We start from the raw sequence: 23,849 nt of genomic DNA, 5'->3' as shown, positions 1-23,849 counted from the left end.
ATGCACCTCACAGCACCGGTTCAGCTCGCCGTTGATGCCTCCAGATACCGCGCTCAGGTCGAGTCCGCGATCCGCTCGGTCCGACCCGTCGTCGACGTCCAGGTCCGCGCCGACTGGGACTCGTTCCAGCGGCAACTGAACTCGCGCACCCTCGTCGGCCGCGACATCTCCATCGCCGTCAACGTCGACACCCGCGTCGCCGCCGCAGAGATCGACGCCTTCATCCGCTCGATCCCGCGCTCGGTGACCATCCGCGTCGACGCAGACACCCGCGTCGCAGCAGACGAAGTCGATCTGCTGCTCCGTCGCCTCCGCCAGCGCTACACCATCGACATCGACACCAACAGCGGGGGAGGACTCGGCGGCGGCGCGGCGCGGCTGCTGTCCTCGCTCGGCGGCATCGCCAAGATGGCCGGAGTCGCCAAGATCGCCATGATCGGCCTCGGTGTCGTCACCCTGATCCCGCTGATCGCCTCCGCCCGCGAAGCACTCGGCGTCATCGCACTGCTCCCGGCAGCCGCCGCAGCAGCCGCCGCCACCATCGCCACGATGGTCGTCGGCACCCGAGGCGTCACCGACGCCATCACCGCAGGCGCAGAAGCGGCGAACCAATCCGCATCGAGCCAGGCCGACTCGGCGAAGAACATCGAACGCGCCCAGCGCGGCGTCCGAGACGCCTACGAGAACGCAGCCCTCACCGCCGAACGCGGCGCGGACTCCCTCGTCGCAGCCGAAGAATCCGTCGTCGACGCCCAGAAGGCATCGAAGCGGGCCCAGGACGACCTCACGCAGTCCCGCAAGGACGCGCTCGAACAGATCCAGGATCTGAACCTCGAACTCAAGGGCTCCGCCCTTGACGAACGCGGCGCGATCCTCTCGCTGCAGCGCGCCCAGGAACGACTGCGCACCCTCGGGCAGAACGGGCAGCCGGTCACCCAGCTCGACGTCGCCGAAGCAGTACTCGGTGTCGACGAAGCCAAGCAGCGCATCGACGAGGTCCGCGAACGCAACGCCGACCTGCGTGAAGATGCCATCAAGGCCAACAAGGACGGTATCGAGGGCTCCGAGGGCGTCATCGCCGCGAAGGAGAACGTCGAGCAGGCGAACAAGAACCTCGTCACCTCCGAACGGGATCTGCAGCGCACCCAGCGCGACGTCGCACGCGACAACCGCAACGCCCAAGAGGCCATCGCCGACGCGGTCGATGCGGTCGCCGACGCCACCAAGAACGCCAACCCCGCTCTCGACAAGTACAACGAGGCTCTGAAAGACCTCTCGCCGAACGCGCAGCAGTTCGTCAAGGATCTGCGCTCCATCGCCGACGAGTGGAAAGAGACCCGGTTCGCCGTCCAGGACGAACTGTTCGACGGTCTCGGCACCTCCATCGTCGACCTCGCCAACGCGCAGATGCCCGAGGTCGAGGCCGGTCTGTCGAAGATCGCCGACAAGATCAACGAAAACCTCAAGGGCGCACTGTCGTTCATGTCGACCGACGAGTTCGGTCTCGACCTGGCGACGATCTTCGACAACACCGCCGAAGCCGTCGACTACCTCCTGCAGGGACTCGGCAAGCTCGGCGAGGGTCTGTTCGACGTCGCCACCGTCGGCTCGGAGTTCCTACCGGGCCTGATGGGCGGCGAGAACGGCGAAGGCGGATTCCTCGGGTGGGCGCAGCGATTCGCCGACTCGATGGACCGGATGCGCGAGTCCGGGGAGCTCAAGGAGTGGATCCAGGGCGCAATCGACAAGTTCGCCGAGCTCTGGCACATTGGCGGTCAGATCGTCGACCTGATCGACAACATTCTCGACGGCGGTGAAGAGACCGGCGACGGCATGTTGGTGTCGATCTCCCAGACCCTCGACAAGTGGAACGAGTTCCTGGGGTCCGAGGAGGGGCAGCGCCGTCTCGAGGAGTTCTTCGAGAACGTCAGGGCCACCTGCTCAGCGATCGCCGACATCATCGACAAGGCAGCATCGGCGGCCCGATGGTTTCGAGGAGCGAACACTCCTCGACGCGACATGGAGGTCTATGAGGCGCAGGAGAGAGGGGAGAATGTCGGGTGGACGCCCGAGCAGCTCGACGAAGGCCAGGCTGACGGCGCCGGGTTCATATCGGGGGCGTGGAATGCCGCCGATAACGACGCGGGGTTCTGGGGCGGGGTAGCCCGTAACTTCAATTCCGTCCTGGGCTACAACAACGAAACCGATGAGTACGACGGCGGTCTGTGGAAGCGACTGTTCGGCGGCGACGACGAGCCCAAGGGCGATGCGTCCCGCGTGGGCGGTGGTGGCCGCTCGGTCGGTGCACGCCCGGAGGACTACGCGGCCTACGAGGCCGAACTCGGCATCGCACCGGAAGAGCAGCCGGGCTGGCTGTCCAAGACGGCCAGCGGCGTCGGCAATTGGTTCTCCGAGCAGGGTTCGGAGATCGGGGACATGTTCTCCGGTCCGATGACGGTCGGCGGCAAGCCGATCTCGGAGATCTTCGACGACGCCAAGACCTCGTGGGGCAACTTCACCACCTCGGTGTCCGACACCGCAGGTGGAGTCGGCACCTGGCTCGGCGACGTCACCACCCGCGCAGGCGAACTCGGCTCCGGGTTCATCGACGACGTCAAGGGCACAGCCTCCGACGCCTGGAACAGCCTGTCGAACGACATCACCGCAGGCTGGAACGAGCACATCGCTCCCGCGTGGGAGACGTTGCGCACCGAAGGTCTCGGCGGCCTCGCCGACTCGTTCCTCGCCAACATCACCGACGGCGCAGTCACCTCCTGGGGTGATCTGCCGTCGGCAATCGGCACCGGCGTCTCCGACATCGTCGACAAGCATTTCCCGGGCCTCAAGACCGGGCTCGACGGTGTGAAGGGCTTCTTCTCCGAAATCGGGCAGGGGATCAAGGACATCTGGTCCGACGTCACCGCGTTCATGTCCGAGAAGATCAACTGGGTCATCTCGAACGTCATCAACGGCGGTATCGGGCGGGCCTACTCCTCGGTCGACAAGTTCCTGCTCGGCAAGCTGCCCGACTGGAACGACGTCCCCCTGATCGGCATGGAGACCGGCGGCGAGGTTCCACTCGAGCCGGGCACCAAGCGCGGCAAGGACGGCGTCATCCGCGTCCTCGCACCCGGTGAGGTCGTCATGTCCGTGCCCGCTGTCGAAGCGGCCGGTGTCGACAACCTCCTGGCGTTCAACGCTGCCGCCCAGCAGGGCAAGCGTCCGCAGTCCGAGGGCATGTTCCAGATCGGGATGGAGACCGGCGGACGGGTCACCAAGGACGACCCGGCGTGGGATGCGCTCAAACGCGGCCACGACTTCGCCAAGGCGCAGGACGGCAAGCCGTACCAGTGGGCGGGTCCACGCTTCGTCAACGACTCGTTCGACTGCTCCGGGTTCATGTCGTCCATCGCGGCGGCGATCCTCGGGCAGGACACCTGGAAGCGGTACTTCTACACCGGTTCGTTCAACGGCGGCGAGAACGGCCCGATGGGCTTCAAACGTGGCCTCGGGGCCGGGTTCTCCATCGGCGTCCACGACGATCCGGGTGGTCCTGGCGGCGGTCACACCGCCGGCACGCTCTCCGGTATCGAGGGCCTGCCCGACATCAACGTCGAGTCCGGCGGCATGGAGGGCGACGTCCAGTACGGCGGCAACGCTGCTGGCGCGTCGAACGGTCAGTTCCCGTGGAAGTACCACCTGCCCATCGTCGACGGCGCGTTCGTCGACCCGGGGCCCGGTGGCGGCGGAAACGGCCCGGACAAGAAGGGCTGGCTCGCCACCAAGGCGGAAGAGATCATCGGCGCGATCCTGTCCCCGATCCGGGACAAGGTCAACGATATCGGCACTCCGCCGCCCGCGTTCATGGAAGCTCTGCCCGCTCTGTTCGAGCAGGTCACGGCCCCGCTCTCGGAGTTCGTGACCAGCAAGATCGACGGGCTCGGTGATGCGGTCGCGGGGATCTACGACACCGTCAAGGACGCAGTCGGCGACGGCATTTCGTGGCTCCGCGAGCTCAATCCGCTCAACCGGGACACCGGCGGCTCACTGCCGCCGGGGCTCAACCTCGTCAACAACGCCACCGGGAGCAACGAGTACGTCGTCAACCCGGAGCACTGGAAGATCCTCGCGGACTTCCTCGCTCAGCTCAAGGCCGGTGTACCGCTCGCGGTTGCTGTCCCGAAGTCGAGCGGAGACCCCGAGGGCGACAAGGTGCTCGCCGACGGCCTTGCCACCTACGGCGACGGAGTCGACCGGACGCAGGGCTACGGCCCTGATCTGACCGGTTCGTCGCCGCAGTCGGTGCTCTCGACCTACCCGGACCGCATCGCCGGTGCCGGGAAGGCGTTCCTGCAGGCCAACGTCGACGGCTTCTTCTCCGACATCGGGTTCACCCCCGGTGGCGGTGCTCTCGGCGCGCTGGCGAACGCGGTGTGGACGGTGCCGCAGCAGATCGCTGCGAACGCCGCCTCCGCGCAGGGGCAGGTTCCGTACGCGCAGACCCCGGCCGGTATGGCCGCGATGGCGACGCTCGCGCAGCAAGGGCTCGACCCCTCGGGGACCGGTCAGGCAGCTCGGGTCGCCACCGCGCAAGCGAGCCAGCCGATTGCAGCGGCGGAGTGGGACGGAAGCGGCGCATCGCCGCAGATCCATCTGCACGTGCAGAACCTCGACGAGGCAATGGGCCGGGCTCGGACCTTCCTCAATCAGCAAACCCTCTCGTTCACCAGGAGATGACTCTAGGGCCGCTAACCAGGAACCAGACTGGTCAGCGGCCCTCGGTCATAACGAAAGTCGAGCCTTGCCGAACATCTCTCGAAGGTTGTCGAGGTCATTTGCCAACATGTCGGCTTGCTCTCCGCCCCATCGGCGGTACTCCGCGGACACTAACTCGAATTCCTCGATTGTCTCCGTTCGCTTCTGAGGCGGAGGGGCCAGCGAAGAGACCGCTGCGAGTTGGTGCTGTTCATCGCCGTCCCACTTCTCGGCGGCCAGGGCGACCTTACGAAGAAGATGCGCTGCCTGCAGGCCGGTGAGCTCGTGGATTCGCTGTCGAACGACGAAGGACTGGAGGTCGCTGAGGCCGTCAGTTATGTCGCTGTGATGACGAATGGAGATCAGACGCGCAAGATAGACGCTGGGGACGGTCTTGGCCGCGTTGGTCAAATGGCCAGGCTGGTCTACTTGCTCGGCCAGTAGGTCGGCGGCGTCGCTGGCGTCGGTGCAGATTTTGAGAAGGCCAGACATGTACGTATGGTGAGCCGCGGCTCCGATGTCGTCGGCGTAGCTGTTGTGATAGAGAGTGTCGAGTTGAGCCGCCGCCGCCCTGGCCTTCACGGCGTAAGCGCTAGCGAAGGCCTGGTTCTTCGCTGCCTTCTGGTCCGCTTCCGTATGAGTGCGCTGTCGCACGAAGATCCTGTAGGTCGCGAAGATTCCGAGTCCCGCGATGACGAGAGGGAGTAATACATTCGCGGCCCATTGAGCAGTGAGGAGCTCCGCGAGAAAGCTATTCAACGCTTGACGCAACTTCGAACAAAGGCATGTTGGCACCCGCTGATTGTGCACGGCGGGTGTACCCGATCAGGTGGCCGGCGTCGGCACGATGAGCTACCGCCAGGCGCTCATCGTCGATGTGAAGCCCTCATCGAGTGGACTCCTCGTTTTTCGCCACGTCTCGGAAGGCGAACTGTGTGGCGGTCTCAATGAAGATGTCATCGATGGGGACGCACTCGGTGTCTGCATGCTGCACGATCTGATCGGTGATGTCGAAGACACACTCCATCAGATCCGGTTCTGCTGAAATCCCGAGCCGGTCGACGAACTCCGCGGCCACATTAGCCGACCCGGCGAGCACAGCGGCGACTCGCACCGCGGCCAGTTCGAATTCGTGCCGGCGGTCAGGCGGAAACGGGACGACGTTCTTGCCGCGGGCATGTGCCTGGATCGCGGACGCCACAGCGAGATACTCCGTTCGGTTCATGCCCTCCAGTCAACCATCTTGCCCCGACATCAGTTGTCGCAGTTTGGTGTTGCGGGCTGGTACTGCACTCGCGGACAATGACCTAGTGAACGATGAGGTCTTATTGTCGGCCGTGGCAGCTGCATCTGCAGCGAACAGAGCAGCTCTACGGGCCGCAGAGTCTGCTGCAGCCGAGCAGCGCGCCGCGATCTACGCCGCACTGGATGCCGGTGTATCAATCAGTGCCGTGTACCGAACGGCTGAGATCAGCCGGACGCGTATCAACACCATGATCAAGGAGCGCGAGAAGTGTTCTGCTAGTGAAGATTTGCTGTCTGACTGACTGTTGCTGAAAGCTTGTGTAGATGTACAGGGGGGTGTACATTTTGGGTTAGCTCCAGATCTGGAGCACAGGCCCACAGAGGCTACTTTCTCACTCCCCCAGAACAGGTGGCATCCCCATGTCAACAACCTTCTTGAGTCATCAGATCCACAGCACAGTTGGGCAGCCTCTTGAGCTGACAGCTGGCAGCATTGAAAGCTCACCCCTGGTGACTCTGCAAACAGAGCACCTGACAGAGGGGCTGATGGACTTCACCCCCCATCAATCCAGGCTTCTGGCTCAAGCCCTGCTGAAGCTGGCAGATCAGGCAGAACTCCTTGCAGCACAGGACATTGCTGCATGAGGATGTGGACAGAAGCAGCAGCAGCAGGAGCCACCTTCCAGGCTGAGCTTCAAGAGGGTGAGACCCCAGTGGTTCTGATCACCACAGAGGTGCCACAGCTGGAGCTGATGCTCACCATGGAAGAGGTCAGAAGTCTTCTGGCAGCTGTACTCCCAGTGGTGGGAGATGTGATGCATGAGCAAGCAGCAGGTTACCTAGCAGGCCACTAGTTCTGACTGTGCCCCTGACTCTCACTTGAGGGCAGGGGCACAGCCTTGTGACCATCTCCCCAGAGCCCCAGAGCCCCAGAGCCCCAGAGCCCCAGAGCCCCAGAGCCCCAGAGCCCCAGAGCCCCAGAGCCCCAGAGCCCCAGAGCCCTACTCGTTTGCCGACACCTCAGCCGACTTCACTGAGATGTCGACAGCAAGGCCGGCGCACCCGATCATCCGCAACAGCAGTTCTGTGTCCAAATGATCTACGCGCCCACCCCGTATGTCCTTGATCGTGGACCTTTTCACGCCGAATCTGTCAGCCGCCTCGCTGGTGCTCCATCCCTGGTGCCGCATATGCGACCGCGCCGCGAGCAGCAACTGGGCCCTCACCTCCATGACAGTCGCCTGATCCGGCGGATCGAAAGCACGCCAGCCACTGCGATATGGCCCCGTGCTGAAACCGTCGTCAGGGCTTGGTCCGCGCTTGTCGTCCGGCGTTTGCTTGCTGCTCATTTTGGCGCGAGCTTGTCGATGTACGCTCGGACATCGGCTGGGCGCCAGCGGAGTCCGGAGTTGACGCCCATCGGCAGGAATCCAAGATCGAACAATTCATGTCCGCCGCGACACCGAGAATTGAGGATCGTTTTCTTTGCGCAGCCGAGGATAGAGGCGAGCTCGGCGGTTGAAATCAGCGGCTCAAGCGGTGCCGGAGCTTTGCACGAAGGGCACGGGCCTTGTTGGTCTCGTTGTCGTGCCACACCTCCTCCTCTCGCTGCCGAGATGGCGAGTTTCCGTGGCGATAGCGTCTACCGCCGAGCGCACGGTATCGCCATCCAAATGCATTGCGCAACAATGCCCATCCAGCTAGGCAGTAGACACCCCCTACCTATGCTCCGGGTCCACGATGGGCGCAGAGTTCGTCCGTTCTGGGGTGACATGGGGTGTCACCCCAGTTCTGTGTCTCCCGAGACATCAGGTGTCTCCCGTAACTCGGAGTTACAGAAGACATCAGATGTCACCCCACAGCAAGACTCGTGATGCTCACTGCCAATGCAGCGCTAGCGGCCTGATTCGACGAGCCTGGGTTCAGATCGCACACGTGCGTTACTAGGAGTCTGAACTGGGCAAAGCCCCAGCGCCGAACGCGCACCGCGTCTATGGCCCGTGTTGTCGGGAAACGCGAGGTTGGCAGTCATGTCTCCCTGTGCCGGCAGCGGAGCGGCTACCGCGGGGATCAGCCGCGTCGGTCTCGAGACCACGTGACGACTTTGCGATGGCTCATCCCTTTTCATCCTCATGTCAGAGCTCAACAGTATATTCGAAAGTATGTTCTACACGACTAAAGGTCTCGAGCGGTGGATCGCTGACTGTGCGGTGTCGGGTCTCGCCGGGATGCTGCCAATCGCCCCTGGTCGTCCTAAGCTGTCGGTCATGGCTGATATAAGCGCAGAGGAGAACATAGCTCTGTTCGCCCTCCTTGCTGAGCGGCCGCACAAAATGACCTGGCCAGCAATCGCCTCCGAGGTCGCACTTCGTGGCTCCGCGGTCGACATCTGGAACGAACTACATCCGCCGACATTTGAGGGCATGAGCGATGGCGGCGGTTACCTGAGCGACGCAACGGAGCAGCTGCAGTCTTGGGCGCAGGGTGGGTTCGACGTCATTTCTGTGCTCGACGACAGGTATCCGGCCAGCCTTCGCGAGATCCACGAACTCCCGCCGGTCCTTTTCATGCGCGGCAAGGTTCATCATGATGAGATTGGCGTGTCCGTTGTTGGCTCAAGGACGGCGTCGGCCCGAGCGATTTCGATTGCTGAGAACGTCGCTGGTGGCCTGGTTGATCGAGGAATCTCGGTTATCTCGGGCCTCGCTGCCGGCATCGATACGGCAGCGCACTTGACTACGCTGGCTGCAGGTGGTCGCCCGATTGGGGTGATCGGGACGGGTATCAACGTTGCGTACCCAGCAGCGAACCGAGACCTGCATCAGCGTGTCGCTGATGCAGGCGCACTCATTTCGCAGTTCTTTCCCGGCGCGCCACCCCGCCGCCAGCACTTTCCCATGCGGAACGCGGTCATGTCAGGCATCGGACGAGCCTCCGTGGTCGTAGAAGCTAGCGAGCACAGCGGAGCACGAATTCAGGCGCGTCTAGCGGTGGATCATGGTCGGCCAGTCATCCTCACTGACCTGGTTGTGAATGGCACGGAGTGGGGAAGGGCCATGATCGGACGGCCAGGCGTTCATGTAGCAAGTAGCACTGCTGAGACCATGGCTGTCGTCGAAGAGGTGGTTAGTGCCGATGTCTTGCCTAACGAGTCGCTGCCCGTGTTGTCGCTGGGCGATTGACAAGGGACGAGGTCGCGGTGAGGCTGACAGACGCACAGGCCGAGCTCGTCGAACGTGCGGGTGGCTACCTCCGCAACACGGTTCGCGATGAACGGACCTGCTCGACCTGCACGACTCTCGTCTATGACGGGTACGCCGAGTGTTACCCATGCGCCCACACGCCGAGCGGCAGGCTAGACCTTGTAGCGCCACTCGTCTACGGCATCGAGGGCACACAGTCCGCCACCCTGCTCCGGCATTACAAGGACAGTCCGTCCGCAGCGACACGCCAACGGCTGACCCGCGTTGTGCGGAGCCTGCTGTTTACCGGTCTGGTCGCCCACGAGGCCTGTATTGCTCACGTGGTCGGCCAGCCAGTCAGCATGCGTCTTGCAATCCCATCGCTGAGCAACCGGCCGGGAGACCACCCCTTTGTGACGATGGCCGCGGATATGAGAGCCACACGACGTGACGGCGCGCAACTTGTCGCCGCATCTACCGCCACTAAGGAACGCATAGTCTCAGGTCGCCAATTTGAACTTCGGCCGGCAGGGAAGTCGGTGACCGGGCACCACGTCCTGCTGCTCGACGACACATGGACGATGGGCTCGCGTGCGCAGTCTGCCAGCCTCACGTTGAGGTCCGCTGGCGCGTCGCGAGTGAGCGTCATGGTTGTAGGACGATGGCTTAAGGGAGGGTATCGAGATGGTGCCGCATTCATCCGCAGCCTAAGCAGCGACTTCAATCCAACTTGCTGTCCAGCTACTGGCGGGGCCTGTCCGACCTAGTCAGTCCTCAGTGGTCGCCCTTTCGTGCCCGCGTAGATGAGCTCGTCGCCGAGCGGTACTAGCTGTTCAACAAGCATTGTCTATCGGTCACTCGCGACGAGGCGCTATCGGTCGAGGTGCAGCAGATGCAGGAGATCGAGCGCCAGATCCTGTGGCCCAACACTCGCTGCAGCGCCGCCAGCTGCGTTCGGCGAGAAGCGGAACAGCGACCACAATCTGACCACACAAGGCGTTCAGAACCACTCACGTGGGGTCACACCCAATGACGCTACATGCCTGCTCAAGCGCCGTGTAAGCCGCTGACCAAGGCGGCGATTAGGGTTCAAATCCCTCCGCCACCGCCAGACCGAACCCGGTCCTCGACAGAGGGCCGGGTTCGTTCGTTTCGGTGTCTTTCTCCTCTGATGGTTCCGGACCGCAGGAGTAGTTTGAAGCTGTACTGCGTAGGAACAATCACTCTCGGGGAACGATGCGAATGGAACCCCTGGACTTCGACAGCACCGATGTCGGTCGCATCGAAGAACTGGTCAGCGATCTGTATTCGACCATGCGCATCGAGGCTGTCGGTGATCTGACCCGCGCCCGGATCAGCCGACGCGCCATTTCACCCGCGGTCGGTTTCGACGATCTCGACTACACGTTCGACATCGGCTACTCCGCCGAGCCGCCCGACCATCTGATCATCTGCGACATTCTGTCCAACACCATCGACGACACCGGCCAGGGGCGCGACGACACGTTCGGGCCAGGCGACCAATTCCTGATCAGCAGGCCCGGCCTGCCGTACAGCGGCCTCGCGCACGCGCCTCGTCTGGAGTTCACCCTTCTCGATCCGTCTCTGCTCACGCGCGTCGCGGCGCCCGAGGCAGGTGGAGACGGGCAGGTGCGTCTCCTCGACAATCGGCCCATCTCGGCGCAAGCCGCACACGATCTACGACGCAGCATCGCGTACGTGCGGGGGACCGTGCTCTCCGATACGGAGCCTTCGCCCCTCGTCGCCTCGACCGCCAGTCAGATCATTGCCGCCAGCGTGCTGCAGGCGTATCCGAACTCGGCGAGAACCGAGTCGACGCCGCAGGATCACCACGATGCGCACCCGGCGACCGTGCGTCGGGCAATCGCGTTCATCGACGCTCACATCGGTGCCGACATCGATCTCGTCGCGGTCGCCGAAGCCGCCCACGTGAGCCCACAGGCGCTGCGCGACGCTTTTCTGCGCCACGTCGGCACCACGTTCACGGCGTACGTACGGCGCACGCGCCTCGACGCAGCACACCGGGAGCTTCAGGCCGCCGATCCCGGTCTTGGCACGGATATCGAAGCGATTGCCACGCGATGGGGATTCGCTCATGTCAGCAGGTTCGTGGCCCTGTACGAAGAGGCGTACGGACGATCGCCGCGATCGACGTTGCACACGTGACCGCGGGGTCACGATACGCAGTGTTCGGGGCCGATTCGGGGTCGTGAAACGAAGCTCGGTAGAGAGCCCTTCGTAGAACGTGCTGTCGTGCAGTAGATTTCGTGCTTCAGCCCCCTTTTCGGGTCGCGCTGTCGTGTGTTCGACAGGCGTTATCGTGGATGTCGTAATCGAATATCCGAACGAGCCAGGGGGGATCGATCGTGAACGACGTGAACCAGCGCCTGGCGCGACTTGCTCGCACGATGAACGAGCGACCGGAGCTAGAGGGGGGCTCCGGTGTCGATGAGATCGTGCAAGTGAGCGCTCGGGTCGTGCCAGGCGCCCAACACGCTGGATTCACGATCGTGGAGGAGGGTCGCACGATCACCACGATTGCGTCGTCACACCGGTTTTCGGTGCGTCTCGACGAGATTTCCCAGTACCTCCTCCAGGGGCCGTGCCTGGATTGGGGTCGAGACAATCGAGACGTGGTGGTCGTCGACGACATGGCGACCGATACGCGGTGGCCTGCGTATCGGTCCGCTGTGTTGGCCGAGACACCGGTCGGTTCGCTTCTGTCGCTCGAGACGTTCACCGCCGTCGGGCTGTACGGCACCCTGAATGTCATTGCCGAACAGGCGAACGCATTCGACGGCGAGTCCATCGCGGTGGGAATGTCGTGTGCAGCATGCGCGGCCTACGAATGGGCCCGCCTTTTCGGCAGTCGACCTCAGGCTGCGTTCTTCAGCTCGTTGGCCAGGCAGGAAATCGCCGAGCTGGCAAAGGGAATGCTGATGGAACGCCACCGCATCGACGCCGACGCCGCGTCGAGGCTGCTCGGGTTCGCGCCCCAGGCGGTTCACTCGTGCAACGTCTGCGACGGGTCGTGGCCGTAGGTCTGACGATAGAACGCGGCGAATCTCCCGGAATGTACGAAGCCCCAACGATGCGCGATCGAGGACACCGTGGTGTTCGAGGTCGGTTCTGCGATGCTCAGGTCTCGGTGCGCGTGATCGAGTCGCACCCGTCGCACGTATTCCATCGGGGTGCAGTCCCAGTGCCGACGAAACATGTACTGGACGGCACGCGGTGTGAGACAAACGGTTTCGGCGATGTCGGCGAGGGTGATCTCCGTGTCGACATGTTCCTCGATGTAGTCGGCGGCACGTCGAAGCAGCGCCGACGTGGCCGAATTACGATCTCCTGCAGTAGGATCGGTGACAGCGTCGTTGGGGAAGGTCGCCAACACGGTGGCCGCGAGATGCGCCGAGACGGTCGATACCACCAGCGGTGACGAACGCGCCGTGGGACTTTCGAGTACATCTCTGCGTACATAGTCGATCAGCACGCCGAGCCCGCGCTCGGCGGCGTCGGACACGGGCCGATGACCCGTGAGATTCACGCCGCACCGACGATTCGACAGAGGGCACGATGCGACGGTGTCGAGCAACGTCGTGTCGAACATCGAGAGGTCGTACCGCCCTCGGGTACGCCCGGAATACGGTAGATCAGGGGGAGACAACAACGTCACGTCGCCGGGGAAGAACATATCGGACGGTTCTCCGATGTAATCCTCTTCCATGTACCCCTGCTGCACCCGCACCAGGCAGAACCGGTGCAACGGGTCCGCGTCGTAGTCCATCTCGTAGTCGACGTCGAGGTCGTCGAAGTTCAAGCGCCCCAACCAGCGACGCGACACACCGGTGCGGGAGTGCAGACTGTCGCTGCTGATGCGCATGCGTGCGTAGGTCGCACTGAGAAACTCCTCCGACTCACCGAGATCGGCGCTTCGAAAGTCGAGATCCTCTCTACCTCGATCTTTCATCGTGCTCCTTCAGGACGAATTGATGCTCGCCTGAGGATCGCTACGACTGTGGTGCTCGAGTTCGGCAGGTTTGGGTGGTTCTTCGTCTCGTACTACCTTTCTACTCTCGTCGCCCGGATACCGATACACGCGCGCCGACGCGGTAGCCTCGCCCGGTGCATGTGCGGCCACGGTATGTTTCCGATCTCCCCGAGTGCGTTCGTGCACTCCGCGACGTGCACGAGTCGGATGGTTACCCCCACGCGTGGCCCGACGACCCCGAGGCGTGGCTGACGCCGCCGCACATCGACGGGGCCTGGGTAGCGATCGACTCGAATTCTGTTGTCGGCCAAGCGGTCGTCGTACGTCGCGACGACGCGTTGTGGGTGTCTCGGCTGTTCGTCCGGCCGTCGGGAAGAGGTCGCGCGGTGGGGGTGTCGCTGCTGGAGGAAATTCGTTCCCATGCGGCGCGGCGTGTGTTGATGCTCGACGTCGTCGAGCAGTCCGGTGCAGCCATCGCACTGTACGAGCGGTCGGGGTGGACACTCGTCGATCGCAGACCCGCTGGATGGGTGATGGCCGACGGGACCAGACCGATGGAACGCATTTACGCCGCTGATTAGGTTACCCTGCCCTCATGAGTAAAGGGGTCGAGGGCATCATCATGAAGGCGTGGCGGGCCGAGAATTACAAGCTCACCGTCACGTCGGTCGAACCGGTCACGGACAAGTACATCCGAATCGGGTTTTCGAGTGACGGCGTACTCGCCGCGAATCCGGTTCACCCGACGCAGTGGATACGCCTGTGGTTCGACGACGGTACCGGCAAGGAACGCCAGCGCGGCTACACCCTGGTCCAGCAGGACCCGGCGACCGACAGCTTCGCGATCGAGTTCGCGCTGCACTACGGTCCCGCGTCGAAGTGGGCCGAGAACGCCCAGGTCGGCGATATTCTCGAGGCCAGCCTGATGGCGAAGGGCAGCGGGTCGTCGAGCTTCGTATTGCCCGAACCGAGGCCGTCGGAGTACGTCTTCTTCGGTGACACCGCATCACTGCCCGCCATCAATTCCCTGCTGGACGCCATCGGCGACATCCCGGCCAGGGTGTGGCTGGAATGGCAGTTCGAGTCGGACAAGACGCTACCGGTGCGCGCGGGGGATGCTCACGAGGTGACATGGCTCGAACGCGTCGACGACGGTCGTCTGCTTCGAGAAGCGGCCGAATCGCTGACGCCTCCGCCTGGTGTGTTCGCCTGGGTTGCCTGCGACGGCCGGACCACCCGCTCGATCGTCAAGACGCTGAAGACGACCCACGGTGTCGCCAAGGAGTCGATCAAGGCCCAGGCGTACTGGAAGTAGGTCGCGCCCCCTCTTCTCCCACGCGTCGGGGGTAATTCGTTGGCGCGCGATGCCGGACGCCTGTACCCTTCCTAGGGTGGCTAGGAAATAAGCCATGACCGCTAGGTAATTGGCGAGGGAGCTATGGCACGGGCAGGGATCACGGCGACGCGTCTGATCGAGGCGGCGTCGGACATGGCCGACGACATCGGCTTCGACAATCTGACGGTGCTCGCGTTGGCGCGCTCGTTCGGCGTCAAGGACGCCAGCTTGTACTCGCACATCAAGAACCTGCGGGATCTGCGCCAACGCGTCGCCGTCGCGTCGCTTGCCGAACTCGCCGACCGGGTGTCCGACGCGTTGGCCGGGCGAGCGGGCAAGGATGCGCTCGTCGCGTTCGCGGGCGCGTACCGCGACTATGCGCGGGAGCATCCGGGACGTTATGCGGCAACACAATTCGAGCTCGACTCGGATGCCGTCGCCGTCAGTGACGCTTGGAGGCATTCGCAGATGTCACGAGCTGTGTTGCGCGCGTACGACTTACCCGAACCTGCGGAGACCGATGCAGTTCGAGTGCTGGGCAGCGCTTTTCACGGCTTCATTGCACTCGAATCGGCCGGCGGATTCAGTCACACTCCACGCCCTTCGGAGGAGTCGTGGATGAGCATGCTCGACATGCTGCATCACGCACTCTCGAACTGGCCGGACAAGACCTAGGGAGAAACGAGATGGAACCTGTAACCGAGAAAGAAATTCGATCGTCGTTCGTCAACTGCTCCAAGGGTGACGCGAAGCGGCTGAACGTACCGAGAGATCTCGACCGAACCGACTGGGAGCAACTGGATTTCCTCGGCTGGTCGGACCCGTCGTATGCCGGACGTAGCTACATCGTCGTGCCAGGGCCGGAGGGTCTCGTCGGCGTTGCGCTGCGCCATGAATCCGGCGGTTCGGACCGGGCGCAGATGTGCACCGTCTGTCTGACGATGCATTCCCGCGGCGCCGTCTCGCTGATGACGGCACGCAAGACCGGCGACTCCGGGCGCAAGGGCAATACCGTCGGCACCTACATGTGCACCGACCTGCTCTGTTCGCTGTACGCGCGCGGCAAGAAGACGCCTGCGCTGGGCAATCGATACCGGGAGAACCTGTCGCCGGAGGAGCGTGCCGTCCGCGTCCAGGAGAACGTCGAAGCGTTCATCGCCCGCCTGAGCAGCTGATCAGCAGGCGCCACGTCCGGCCGCGTCGAGACCGCGCAGGATCTGCTGCTGGTCGTCGTCGGACAGCGTCGACCAACTCGGTCCCGACTGCAACTTCTCGGTCAGCCCGGTGACCGACTGCTCACGCGTCGCAGCTCCGGTGACCGCGATGGCATCGATCGCGGTCTTGAACTGCCTGCAGGTCTCCAGGTAGAGCTGCTCGCCATGCGGCCTGTTGTCGGCCGCAGTCTCGACCGGGAGCGACTCGGCAGGGAGGGGAGCAGGCACCGCGGGTGTCTCCGCCGCCTCGGAGACGGCGGGCGTCCCGGCCGGGATCTGCGCCGACGGTTCGGCGGCCGTCGCGGGTTGCCGAACCGTCGTCGACGACGGGGTTGCGGTCGCCTGGTCGGCAGGCTCGGACGTCTCCGGCGCGCAACCGGTGAGCGCGAGGACGACGGCAGCGCCCATCCAGACCGTTCTCTTCATTCGGACTGTGTACCAGACCGGTCAATCGAGCGTCGCGGCGTGGTCGGTGATGGTGTCGATGGCCGTCGACCAGGCGACCGAGTCCGAATGCACGAAATCGTCGTGGCCCACTCCGGGAAGGACGGTCAGTTCGGCGGGGTCACCGGCGGCACGTGCCGCGTCGACGTACACCGTGCTCTGGTTCACCGAGACAGTCTTGTCGCTGTCGCCGTGCAGCGCGCTCACGCGCACACCGATCGGCAGATGATCGATCGGCGACGCGACCCGATATCGGTCGGGGACCTGGTCGGGCATCCCGCCGAGAAACGCAGGCACGAACTTGTCGCCGCCGATGCTCGCGGCGCGGGCCATGTCGAATACACCGGCCATGACCGTCGCGCTGCGAGGCATGATGCGCGGCTGCGCACCGGGTGACGACGACGGCAGCGTGTGTCTGCCCGCCAGCCAGGCCGCGAGCTGGCCCCCGGCGGAATGCCCTGCGACATGCACCCGGTCGAGATCGAGTCGGCCCCCCGCGGCTTCCTGAACCGTCGTCGCGAGTGCTTCTGTTGCGTTGTCGACGTCGGCGAGTGTGTCGATCCAATTGCCGGTCCCACGGCGATATTCGATGTTCCACACCGCAATTCCCTGATCGGCAACAGCCCTCGAGATCGGCGCGAAGTACGACGACCCCAACGCCTTCTGCCATCCGCCGCCGTGAATCATGACGACGACGGGAAGCGACTCGGCGTCGTTGTCGGGCAGATAGAGATCGCCGACGTTGTCCGCATCCGGTCCGTACAGCAAGCGGATCGGATCGTTCGACGGTGCGGCGATCAATGCGGGGGAGGGCGGAAGTGTCTGCTCTGCGGCGGGTTCGGCCGGGGCCGCGCAGCTTGAAACGAACGCAATTGCCGTGAGAAGTACGAAGATTCGACGTACCGTCAACGGTCGCCCGCCCACTCGAGCAGCGTGTCGACGGGCCACGTGTTGATGATTCGGTCTGCGGGCACGCCTCTGTCTTCGGCCCGAATGCAGCCGTATCCCTGCCAGTCGAGCTGGCCCGGCGCGTGCGCGTCGGTGTCGATGGAGAACAAGCAGCCACGTTCGAGTGCAGCGTCGATGAGCCGTTCGGGAGGGTCCTGACGCTCGGGTCGCGCATTGATCTCGACGGCCGTGCCGTACTGCTTGCAGCCCTCGAAGACGACGTCGGCGTCGAACTTCGACTCGGGTCGTGTCCCGCGACCGCCGGTGACCAGCCTGCCGGTGCAATGACCGAGTACGTCGACGTGAGGATTCGCGACGGCGTTGACCATGCGGCGCGTCATCGTGTCGGAGTCCGCACGAAGGTGCGAATGCACGCTTGCCACAACGATATCCAGTTCCGCCAGCAGTCCTTCGTCCTGATCGAGGCTGCCGTCGTCGAGGATGTCGACTTCGATGCCGGTCAGGATTCGGAACGGTGCGAGTTGCTCGTTCAGTTCGGCGACCACATCCAGTTGCTTCCGCAGACGTTCGGCGCTGAGCCCGTTGGCGACGGTGAGTCGAGGCGAATGGTCTGTGAGAGCGCAGTATTCGTGGCCGAGTTGCTTGGCCGCACGCATCATCTCGTCGATCGGGCTGCCGCCGTCGGACCAGTTGGAGTGCGTATGGAGATCACCCTTGAGCGCGGCCCTGAGATGGTTCTCGCCGATCGGTTCGGCTTCGGCGCGCTTCTCGGCGAGGTACTCGGGAACGTCACCGGCGAGCGCCTGCCGAATGATCGACGACGTCTTGGCGCCGATGCCCGGCAATGCCGACCACGAATCCTGCTTCGCCCGCTCGGAACGCTGTGCCGCGCTGAGTGATTCGACGACGTCGGCTGCTCGTCTGTACGCCTTGACGCGGTGTGTGTCCGCGCGTGACCGCTCGAGCCAATAGGCGATCTCGCGGAGAGCTTGGATCGGGTCCATGTCCCTATTGTCCAGTAACCGCGTGCGGATCGACCATCCCGGTGTTGGACTGCCAGTCGTAGACGACGGAAGTGCGCAGCACGATGTCCTGCAACGAGCGTCGCTGACGGTCCACCGCCACCCACAACAGCCCGAAACCGAATACGACGCACAGGAATGCCCGCAGTGCCGCCACCGGCCAGCGCAAGAGGCCGTGACGAGGAGTGACCAGGCGGACGCCCATCACGATCGCCCCGACGGTGCGACCCGTCGTCGCCCAACACAGAGTCAGATATCCGATGGCGATGACGACGAACACCGTGATCGACATGAACACCGCAGGCGATCGAAAGCTGACCGACTGCGGATCGAACAGCAGCTGGACGAACACCGACCCGATGTACACCGACCCCATCAGGACACCGACCACCGCGAGATCGACGACGGCTGCGACCCCGCGGGTGACGATGCCGGCCGGGCGCATGTCCTCGGCGCGTGGGAGGGTCACGTGGTGGCCTGAGGTGTCGGGCCGGATTCGGTGCGCTGTTCTCGTCCGAACAGCTTCCCGACGAAGTGTGAGACTGCGTCGTCCGCTTGCATGCCGTGGCTTCGGACGCCCCGGACGGCCTCGGCCGACAGTGAACCCGTCGACTCCCGGATGATCTCGGGAAGGTCGACGCCGTCGATGACGAAGTTCGCAAGGGCGATCAGGTCGACGCGTGCGACGGCGCCGTCGAGGTCGACGCGCGACACCTGGCGGTCCAGATCGACGGTGTCGACGACGGCATCGAGATCTACCCGTGCGATGGCTCTGTCGAGGTCGACGCGAGCGACGGCTGCGTCGAGGTCGACCCGTGCCACCGCTTTGTCGAGGTCGACTCGTGCGACGGCCTGGTCGAGATCGACTTGGGCGACGGCTTTGTCCAGGTCGACGCCTTCGATGATGGCGTCGATGTCGACGTTCTCGCGGATCAGCCGAGTCAGATCGATCTCCTCGAGAGCAGCGGCGACGACCTTGACGACGAGGGCACGCAGGAGCGCGTCGGCGACGGTTGTTGCGGCGACGACGGTACGTTCGCCCCGCGCGGACAGTGTTCGCAGGCTTCCGCCGATCAACGGAACTCGGGCGAGTGCGCGCGTGGTCCTGCGGGCGGCGTCGGCGGCCGTCGCGACCGTTCCGACCGCCAAGCTCACGAGATGCACGTCGTCGGGCACTGTTTCACCACCTCGGTAGCGATGCGGCCCCGGCCGCGCGGTGCGGCACGAGAATTCGATCATTCCAGCAGGGGCAGTGATTTGTCTCTGCAATCCATCCGGAGCTGATCCGGACAAAGCTCTCAGGAAGTTGCCAGGCGAGAGAACCCCCATCGAGTTGAAGGTGCAACTAATATCGGCGGGCATGACGAAGAAATGGTGGATAGTCGGCGCGGTGGTCGTCGTAGTGATTGCACTCGGTGCGTTCTTCGGTCCGAAGATCTATGCGTCGTTCCAGGGGGACGACGCTCCAGCGGCAACGGTGTCGACGGAGGGTGCACAGGCTGCTTCCGTGGACGATATCGATGGGACCTGGACGATCGTCGCGGGAGACGCCTCGAACACGACGGCTGCCGGGTACACCGTCGACGAGGTCCTGAACGGTTCCGACGTGACCGTCGTCGGTTCGACGACCGAAGTCAGCGGTGACGTGACCATCGCAGACAATGCGCTGACTGCGGGTGAGGTTGTGGTGCAGACCAATTCGATCACCACCGACAGTGACCGCCGCGACAATCAATTCCGCGGCAACATCTTCGACACCGCGACCTACCCGACGGCGACATTCACGTTCGACGCCCCGGTCGACCTGTCGTCCGTTCCGAAGGACGGAACCACGACGACGGTCACGGCCGAAGGAACGCTGACGCTGAAGGATCAGACGCGTCCGGTGTCCGTGGACATCGAGGTGCTGCAGTCCGGTGACACGCTGATTGCGTCGGGAAGCATTCCGACGACGTGGGCCGACTACGGAATCGAACCGCCGTCACTGGGATTCGTGACCGTCGAGGATTCTGGATCCGTCGACTTCCTGATCAACTTGAACTCGAACTAGTTTCCGTTCGCCTCGGCCTGCTCGGTGTCCACCCCGGCGGGCCGAGGACGAATCCGAGCCGTTCACGCCACGACCGCGATGCCGCTACATCCCTTGCGATGGAGCGGTATTCGTGTGTCTGGAGCGTCCAGATGTTGTAGGTGTCGACAGGTTTCGTCAAACCGTAATGCGGCCTTTCGATTTCGTCCGCATACGTACCGAACATCCGATCCCAGACGATGAAGATGCCCGCGTAGTTCTTGTCGAGGTACTGCGGATCTCGACCGTGATGTACACGGTGATGCGACGGTGTGTTGAACACGAACTCGAATGCTCTCGGTAGCTTGTCGATCCGTTCGGTGTGAACCCAGAACTGGTAGACCAAGTTGATCGAGAAGCCGACGAATACCATCCATGGCGGAATCCCTATGAGCGGCAACGGAAGCCACATCACGATCTCGCCGCTGTTGTTCCACTTCTGCCGCAGAGCCGTGCTGAAGTTGAAGTACTCGCTGGAATGATGAGCCTGATGCGTCGCCCAGATGATGCGGGTTCGATGAGCGATGCGGTGGTAGGTGTAGAACAGCACGTCGACGCCGACGATCAGTATCACCCACGTGTACCAGGCGTCGGCCGGCAGATGCCACGGCGCGACGTAGGCGTAGAGGGCGGAGTAGCCGACGAGCGCGAGTGTCTTCCAGGCTGTCGTCGTCGCGATCGAGACGAGGCCCATGCCCACGCTCGCGCGGGCGTCCGCCCCCTTGTAACTGCCGCGTTCGCCTTCCTCGAGCTTCGCTGCGGCGAACCACTCGATGGCCAGCAGCGCGACGAACGCCGGAATCGCCAGGGCCACCGGGTCGCGCAGAGGCTCGGGTAGTGAATTCCATGCCGAACCGACCCAGTCGAACATCTGACCGCACCCCTTTGCGTGACACTTGCTTCTCCAGTGTAACGCTCGGGGGTGACTGAGGCCACAGGGTTGTGTCGCCGGGAATCTTGCCCGGTTCGTCAGGACGGGGTTCGGGTCGAATGCTGGCCGATCGACGTCGCGGTAGTCGAGTCGGCGTCCTCGTAGGAGTCGAAGAACTTCCGAAACACGACCTGCATCGCCTCGACGACGCGGATATGGCCCTCCAGCGTGTCGACCAGGTTGTTCGGGCCGCCGACGGCCTTCTCCGACAGCCTGCGCGCCAGCTCGATCCCGGAGTCGAGGGTTCCCAGGCCTTGGACGTTGGCGAGGAGGTGCGCGGATTTCGTAGATTCGGCGAGTTTCTCGAGGTATTGATTGCAGGCGTCGTCGCACTTTCGCGCTACGTCCTCCGACAGAAATAGCTGTCCTTCATCTGCGGCAACCGCGAGATCCTGCCAGTGTGTCAGTTGGTTGTAAGTGGCCACAGTGTGTCCTCCGACCTGTTCTGAGGTTCAGCTTGCTGGAAATACGCCGTGGAGCTGTTCGGTGTGTTGGCGAACGATCTCGCACAGATCGCCTTTCGTCTGGCTCGCCCGAAAGCTGGACGCCATGACAGCGGCCACACCCGCTTGGGTATCGAAGGCAATGTTGCACACGCTCAGGCGTTCGCGAAGGTCCATTCGATACTGCAGGCCGACCCGTCCTGCGAATTCGATCTCTGAATGGTCGACGTTGCCTGGCTGTAGCCGGATTTCCTCCAGATCGTGGTTCATGGAGAAGGATATGGAGTAGTAGTACCAGGCATCTCCAGAGGGCCCATCCCAGCTGCAGATCTGCCAGCCCGGCGTTGTCAGTCCGTTGCCCGCTCCAGCGCTTCGCGTTGCAGGATCTAGACCGGCCGCGGCGATGGCGTCGTCGGGGATGCTGCAGGGGTCGAATTGCTTTGCTGCCGTCGAAGGTTCGCGGTTTGCTGTGCCGTCGGCGGGTTGATTGCATCCGACGACAAGGGTGAGTGCGGCCATCCAGGTACCGAGCTGCCTGGCTCGCATGGGGCTCCCGTCGTCGGAAATTTCGGGTCGACAGGTTAGACGCGGGCGGCAACCGATCGGTTCCGTCTGGAGCAGCGCCGTATTCCTGTCTGGCCGATTGTCGATGGAACCGTTCGAGTTCCGTTCTCGTCCAATCGATTGACGGAACGCCACGTCGATTAACCGGGCTGGTCGATACGCATTGAGGTAACTTTGAGCCATGACGATGATTCGAGCGATAGGTCGCGGTTACAGCACGATCGCTCTGAACAACGGCGCAGTCAGGACCAAGCAAGCCGCAGCCGTGGCGAGGCGCAACTCTCCGACGCGGACCGCGAGAGGGTGGGCGACGGTCGGCCAGGCCTTGCGCAGCGAGATGTCCAAGCGTCCGAGGTAACACGAACCGAGGTTGTGCCACCAGAGCAGATGGAGCTGCCGTTCGATGGTGGTTCCCTCTCATTCGCTACTTCGTATAGAAGCGCACCTCTGCCCTCGCCGTCGGAACTTGCTGAATACGACAGGGTGCTTCCCGGGCTAGCGCGCGAAATTGTCGAACAGGCGCATGCCAACATGGACTCCGACCGACGGGTCAACGAGCTTGCCGTCGAGACCGCAGCGAGGCTCGATCGGAACGGGCAACGGTGGGCGGCGATTTTCGCGTTGTTGTGTCTGATCGGGGTGGCGTCCTCACTTTTCTTGGTCGACGACACCTGGTTGGCTGCGGCTGGAGCCGGAATATTCGGTCTGGGTGCGGCTGCGCCGGTGATCAACAGCTTCCTGCAGCGCCGGGGCGAACCCCACGGATGAGTACGGACCTGTGTGGGCCCGGCGCGTGGTGCGCGAATGACGCATTCGGTCACTTGGAGTGACCAAATGTCACCCTCGCTCCGAATTGGGGGTCGGTGGTCAGTTTCGGCTCTCGGCGCGTGGTGAGCGAATGACGCATTTGGTCACTTGGAGTGACTGAATGTCGCCCTCGCTCCGAATTGGGGGTCGGTGGTCAGTTTCGACTCTCGGCGCGTGGTGAGCGAATGACGCATTTGGTCACTTGGAGTGACCGAATGTCACCCTCGCTCCGGATTGGGGGGGGTCGGCGGAACGGGGGGTCGGCGGAAAGGGGGTCGGCGGAACGCCGAGGCTGCGAAGAGGGCGAACGGTCCGCTAGTGGCCCATTTCCTACAAAAGTGGTAGGAATTAAGCCACGCCCGTCGAAGGAGATCAGCTGTGCACATTACCGCCAAGGCGGACTATGCCGTGCGCACATTGCTCGAGCTTGCGTCCACGGAAGGTGCTCCGGGCAAGGCCGAGGCCCTGGCGGGCGCGCAGAACATTCCGCACAAGTTCCTGGAGTCGGTGTTGTCGGATCTCCGGCGGGCGGATCTGGTGCGCAGTCGACGCGGCCCCGATGGTGGATATTGGCTGGCCCGTCCGCCTGCGGAGATTTCGGTCGCGGATGTCGTGAGGGCGGTGGAAGGCCCGTTGGCCTCGGTGCGTGGCCAGCGTCCCGAAGATATCGACTATCCGGGTCCTGCTCAGCCGCTGCAGCTGGTCTGGCTCGCTGTGCGGGCGAACATGCGCGCTGTGCTGGAGGAAGTATCGCTGGCCGACATCGTCGACGAGCATCTGCCGACCTTCGTGCACGAGTTGACCAGCGACCCGGGTGCCTGGGCGCGTAGATGACCTGCGTCACAGTCGGACCTCGGCTGTGGCACACCAGTCATAAATGCACATTCCTGCAATATTGCAGAACTCTGCACATTCCG

Annotated in this window: 28 protein-coding genes; 15 read left to right on the top strand and 13 right to left on the bottom strand. The window is 63.5% G+C overall.

Annotated elements, in window-relative coordinates; all coding sequences use genetic code 11:
* Window positions 1-4,737, top strand: coding sequence for a hypothetical protein (locus CHB96_RS06700; protein ID WP_141136450.1), 4,737 nt, complete (start codon window positions 1-3; stop codon window positions 4,735-4,737).
* 45 nt (window positions 4,738-4,782) lie between these two features.
* On the opposite strand, the gene CHB96_RS06695 is transcribed toward CHB96_RS06700, so the two are convergent.
* Window positions 4,783-5,409, bottom strand: a complete 627-nt coding sequence (locus CHB96_RS06695; protein ID WP_141136449.1) for a hypothetical protein — start codon at window positions 5,407-5,409, stop codon at window positions 4,783-4,785.
* Between the two features lie 232 nt (window positions 5,410-5,641).
* On the bottom strand, window positions 5,642-5,980 hold the full coding sequence (locus CHB96_RS06690; protein ID WP_089244328.1) for a hypothetical protein: 339 nt from the start codon (window positions 5,978-5,980) through the stop codon (window positions 5,642-5,644).
* Between the two features lie 85 nt (window positions 5,981-6,065).
* Between CHB96_RS06690 and CHB96_RS06685 the strand changes: the two genes are divergently transcribed.
* The 3 genes from CHB96_RS06685 to CHB96_RS06680 all read left to right on the top strand — a co-directional run bounded on the left by CHB96_RS06685 (window position 6,066) and on the right by CHB96_RS06680 (window position 6,854).
* The gene (locus CHB96_RS06685; protein ID WP_141136448.1) at window positions 6,066-6,302 is read left to right on the top strand and encodes a hypothetical protein; all 237 of its coding nucleotides are present in this window, start codon (window positions 6,066-6,068) and stop codon (window positions 6,300-6,302) included.
* 118 nt (window positions 6,303-6,420) lie between these two features.
* Complete coding sequence (locus CHB96_RS29350) at window positions 6,421-6,645, top strand: hypothetical protein (RefSeq protein ID WP_141136447.1); 225 nt, start codon at window positions 6,421-6,423, stop codon at window positions 6,643-6,645.
* Window positions 6,642-6,854 (top strand): hypothetical protein, encoded by a 213-nt coding sequence (locus CHB96_RS06680; protein WP_141136446.1) that lies wholly within the window; start codon window positions 6,642-6,644, stop codon window positions 6,852-6,854. The genes CHB96_RS29350 and CHB96_RS06680 overlap by 4 nt, the downstream gene beginning before the upstream one ends.
* Window positions 6,855-7,001: 147 nt before the next feature.
* Here CHB96_RS06680 and CHB96_RS30370 read toward each other — a convergent pair whose 3' ends face one another.
* Window positions 7,002-7,349 carry an XRE family transcriptional regulator gene (locus CHB96_RS30370; RefSeq protein ID WP_089244320.1) on the bottom strand — a complete coding sequence of 116 codons (348 nt, stop codon included), beginning with the start codon at window positions 7,347-7,349 and terminating at the stop codon, window positions 7,002-7,004.
* Window positions 7,350-8,132: 783 nt separating this feature from the next.
* Here CHB96_RS30370 and CHB96_RS06665 point away from each other — a divergent pair.
* The gene (locus tag CHB96_RS06665; RefSeq protein WP_089244318.1) at window positions 8,133-9,182 is read left to right on the top strand and encodes a DNA-processing protein DprA; all 1,050 of its coding nucleotides are present in this window, start codon (window positions 8,133-8,135) and stop codon (window positions 9,180-9,182) included.
* Between the two features lie 173 nt (window positions 9,183-9,355).
* On the opposite strand, the gene CHB96_RS29940 is transcribed toward CHB96_RS06665, so the two are convergent.
* Window positions 9,356-9,523: a hypothetical protein gene (locus CHB96_RS29940; protein ID WP_217899927.1), complete on the bottom strand. Its 168-nt coding sequence runs from the start codon at window positions 9,521-9,523 to the stop codon at window positions 9,356-9,358.
* Between the two features lie 901 nt (window positions 9,524-10,424).
* Here CHB96_RS29940 and CHB96_RS06655 point away from each other — a divergent pair.
* Window positions 10,425-11,369, top strand: coding sequence for a helix-turn-helix transcriptional regulator (locus tag CHB96_RS06655; RefSeq protein WP_141136444.1), 945 nt, complete (start codon window positions 10,425-10,427; stop codon window positions 11,367-11,369).
* A 200-nt stretch (window positions 11,370-11,569) separates the two neighbouring features.
* Window positions 11,570-12,244, top strand: coding sequence for an ANTAR domain-containing protein (locus CHB96_RS06650; RefSeq protein WP_089244312.1), 675 nt, complete (start codon window positions 11,570-11,572; stop codon window positions 12,242-12,244).
* Here CHB96_RS06650 and CHB96_RS06645 read toward each other — a convergent pair.
* Window positions 12,208-13,173: a helix-turn-helix transcriptional regulator gene (locus CHB96_RS06645; protein ID WP_089244310.1), complete on the bottom strand. Its 966-nt coding sequence runs from the start codon at window positions 13,171-13,173 to the stop codon at window positions 12,208-12,210. The genes CHB96_RS06650 and CHB96_RS06645 overlap by 37 nt on opposite strands.
* A gap of 215 nt (window positions 13,174-13,388) precedes the next feature.
* Between CHB96_RS06645 and CHB96_RS06640 the strand changes: the two genes are divergently transcribed.
* The 4 genes from CHB96_RS06640 to CHB96_RS06625 all read left to right on the top strand — a co-directional run bounded on the left by CHB96_RS06640 (window position 13,389) and on the right by CHB96_RS06625 (window position 15,705).
* Window positions 13,389-13,775, top strand: a complete 387-nt coding sequence (locus CHB96_RS06640) for a GNAT family N-acetyltransferase (protein ID WP_176444179.1) — start codon at window positions 13,389-13,391, stop codon at window positions 13,773-13,775.
* Between the two features lie 14 nt (window positions 13,776-13,789).
* Window positions 13,790-14,509: a siderophore-interacting protein gene (locus CHB96_RS06635; RefSeq protein WP_089244306.1), complete on the top strand. Its 720-nt coding sequence runs from the start codon at window positions 13,790-13,792 to the stop codon at window positions 14,507-14,509.
* Window positions 14,510-14,632: 123 nt separating this feature from the next.
* Entirely contained in the window at window positions 14,633-15,205 is a 573-nt protein-coding gene (locus CHB96_RS06630; protein ID WP_089244304.1) for a TetR/AcrR family transcriptional regulator, read from the top strand.
* Window positions 15,206-15,216: 11 nt separating this feature from the next.
* The gene (locus tag CHB96_RS06625) at window positions 15,217-15,705 is read left to right on the top strand and encodes an FBP domain-containing protein (protein WP_089244302.1); all 489 of its coding nucleotides are present in this window, start codon (window positions 15,217-15,219) and stop codon (window positions 15,703-15,705) included.
* On the opposite strand, the gene CHB96_RS06620 is transcribed toward CHB96_RS06625, so the two are convergent.
* The 5 genes from CHB96_RS06620 to CHB96_RS06600 are packed head-to-tail and all read right to left on the bottom strand — an operon-like array spanning window position 15,706 to window position 19,295.
* Entirely contained in the window at window positions 15,706-16,170 is a 465-nt protein-coding gene (locus tag CHB96_RS06620) for a hypothetical protein (protein ID WP_089244300.1), read from the bottom strand.
* A 21-nt stretch (window positions 16,171-16,191) separates the two neighbouring features.
* A complete protein-coding gene (locus tag CHB96_RS06615) occupies window positions 16,192-17,112 on the bottom strand; it encodes an alpha/beta hydrolase family protein (RefSeq protein ID WP_245865314.1) in 921 nt (306 codons plus the stop codon).
* A complete protein-coding gene (locus tag CHB96_RS06610) occupies window positions 17,094-18,101 on the bottom strand; it encodes a PHP domain-containing protein (protein ID WP_089244298.1) in 1,008 nt (335 codons plus the stop codon). The genes CHB96_RS06615 and CHB96_RS06610 overlap by 19 nt, the downstream gene beginning before the upstream one ends.
* Before the next feature lie 4 nt (window positions 18,102-18,105).
* Window positions 18,106-18,564, bottom strand: coding sequence for an RDD family protein (locus CHB96_RS06605; protein WP_089244746.1), 459 nt, complete (start codon window positions 18,562-18,564; stop codon window positions 18,106-18,108).
* 20 nt (window positions 18,565-18,584) lie between these two features.
* Window positions 18,585-19,295 carry a hypothetical protein gene (locus CHB96_RS06600; protein WP_089244744.1) on the bottom strand — a complete coding sequence of 237 codons (711 nt, stop codon included), beginning with the start codon at window positions 19,293-19,295 and terminating at the stop codon, window positions 18,585-18,587.
* A 184-nt stretch (window positions 19,296-19,479) separates the two neighbouring features.
* Between CHB96_RS06600 and CHB96_RS06595 the strand changes: the two genes are divergently transcribed.
* Window positions 19,480-20,169, top strand: coding sequence for a YceI family protein (locus CHB96_RS06595; RefSeq protein WP_089244296.1), 690 nt, complete (start codon window positions 19,480-19,482; stop codon window positions 20,167-20,169).
* On the opposite strand, the gene CHB96_RS06590 is transcribed toward CHB96_RS06595, so the two are convergent.
* The 3 genes from CHB96_RS06590 to CHB96_RS06580 form a co-directional block, all read right to left on the bottom strand.
* Complete coding sequence (locus CHB96_RS06590) at window positions 20,150-21,058, bottom strand: sterol desaturase family protein (RefSeq protein ID WP_089244294.1); 909 nt, start codon at window positions 21,056-21,058, stop codon at window positions 20,150-20,152. The genes CHB96_RS06595 and CHB96_RS06590 overlap by 20 nt on opposite strands.
* Window positions 21,059-21,156: 98 nt before the next feature.
* Window positions 21,157-21,543, bottom strand: a complete 387-nt coding sequence (locus tag CHB96_RS06585; protein ID WP_176444178.1) for a hypothetical protein — start codon at window positions 21,541-21,543, stop codon at window positions 21,157-21,159.
* A 27-nt stretch (window positions 21,544-21,570) separates the two neighbouring features.
* On the bottom strand, window positions 21,571-22,080 hold the full coding sequence (locus CHB96_RS06580) for a DUF3558 domain-containing protein (RefSeq protein WP_176444177.1): 510 nt from the start codon (window positions 22,078-22,080) through the stop codon (window positions 21,571-21,573).
* A 226-nt stretch (window positions 22,081-22,306) separates the two neighbouring features.
* Between CHB96_RS06580 and CHB96_RS29590 the strand changes: the two genes are divergently transcribed.
* The 3 genes from CHB96_RS29590 (at window position 22,307) to CHB96_RS06570 (ending at window position 23,766) form a co-directional block, all read left to right on the top strand.
* Window positions 22,307-22,483 (top strand): hypothetical protein, encoded by a 177-nt coding sequence (locus tag CHB96_RS29590; protein ID WP_176444176.1) that lies wholly within the window; start codon window positions 22,307-22,309, stop codon window positions 22,481-22,483.
* 29 nt (window positions 22,484-22,512) lie between these two features.
* The gene (locus CHB96_RS06575; protein WP_089244290.1) at window positions 22,513-22,893 is read left to right on the top strand and encodes a DUF2335 domain-containing protein; all 381 of its coding nucleotides are present in this window, start codon (window positions 22,513-22,515) and stop codon (window positions 22,891-22,893) included.
* Window positions 22,894-23,310: 417 nt separating this feature from the next.
* On the top strand, window positions 23,311-23,766 hold the full coding sequence (locus CHB96_RS06570) for an RrF2 family transcriptional regulator (protein WP_089244288.1): 456 nt from the start codon (window positions 23,311-23,313) through the stop codon (window positions 23,764-23,766).
* The last annotated feature ends 83 nt before the right edge of the window (window positions 23,767-23,849 follow it).

It is taken from the genome of Rhodococcoides kyotonense (assembly GCF_900188125.1).
GTDB lineage: Bacteria > Actinomycetota > Actinomycetes > Mycobacteriales > Mycobacteriaceae > Rhodococcoides > Rhodococcoides kyotonense.
Note: the sequence above shows the minus strand (reverse complement) of the source record. Positions and strands in the feature narration are given on the sequence as shown.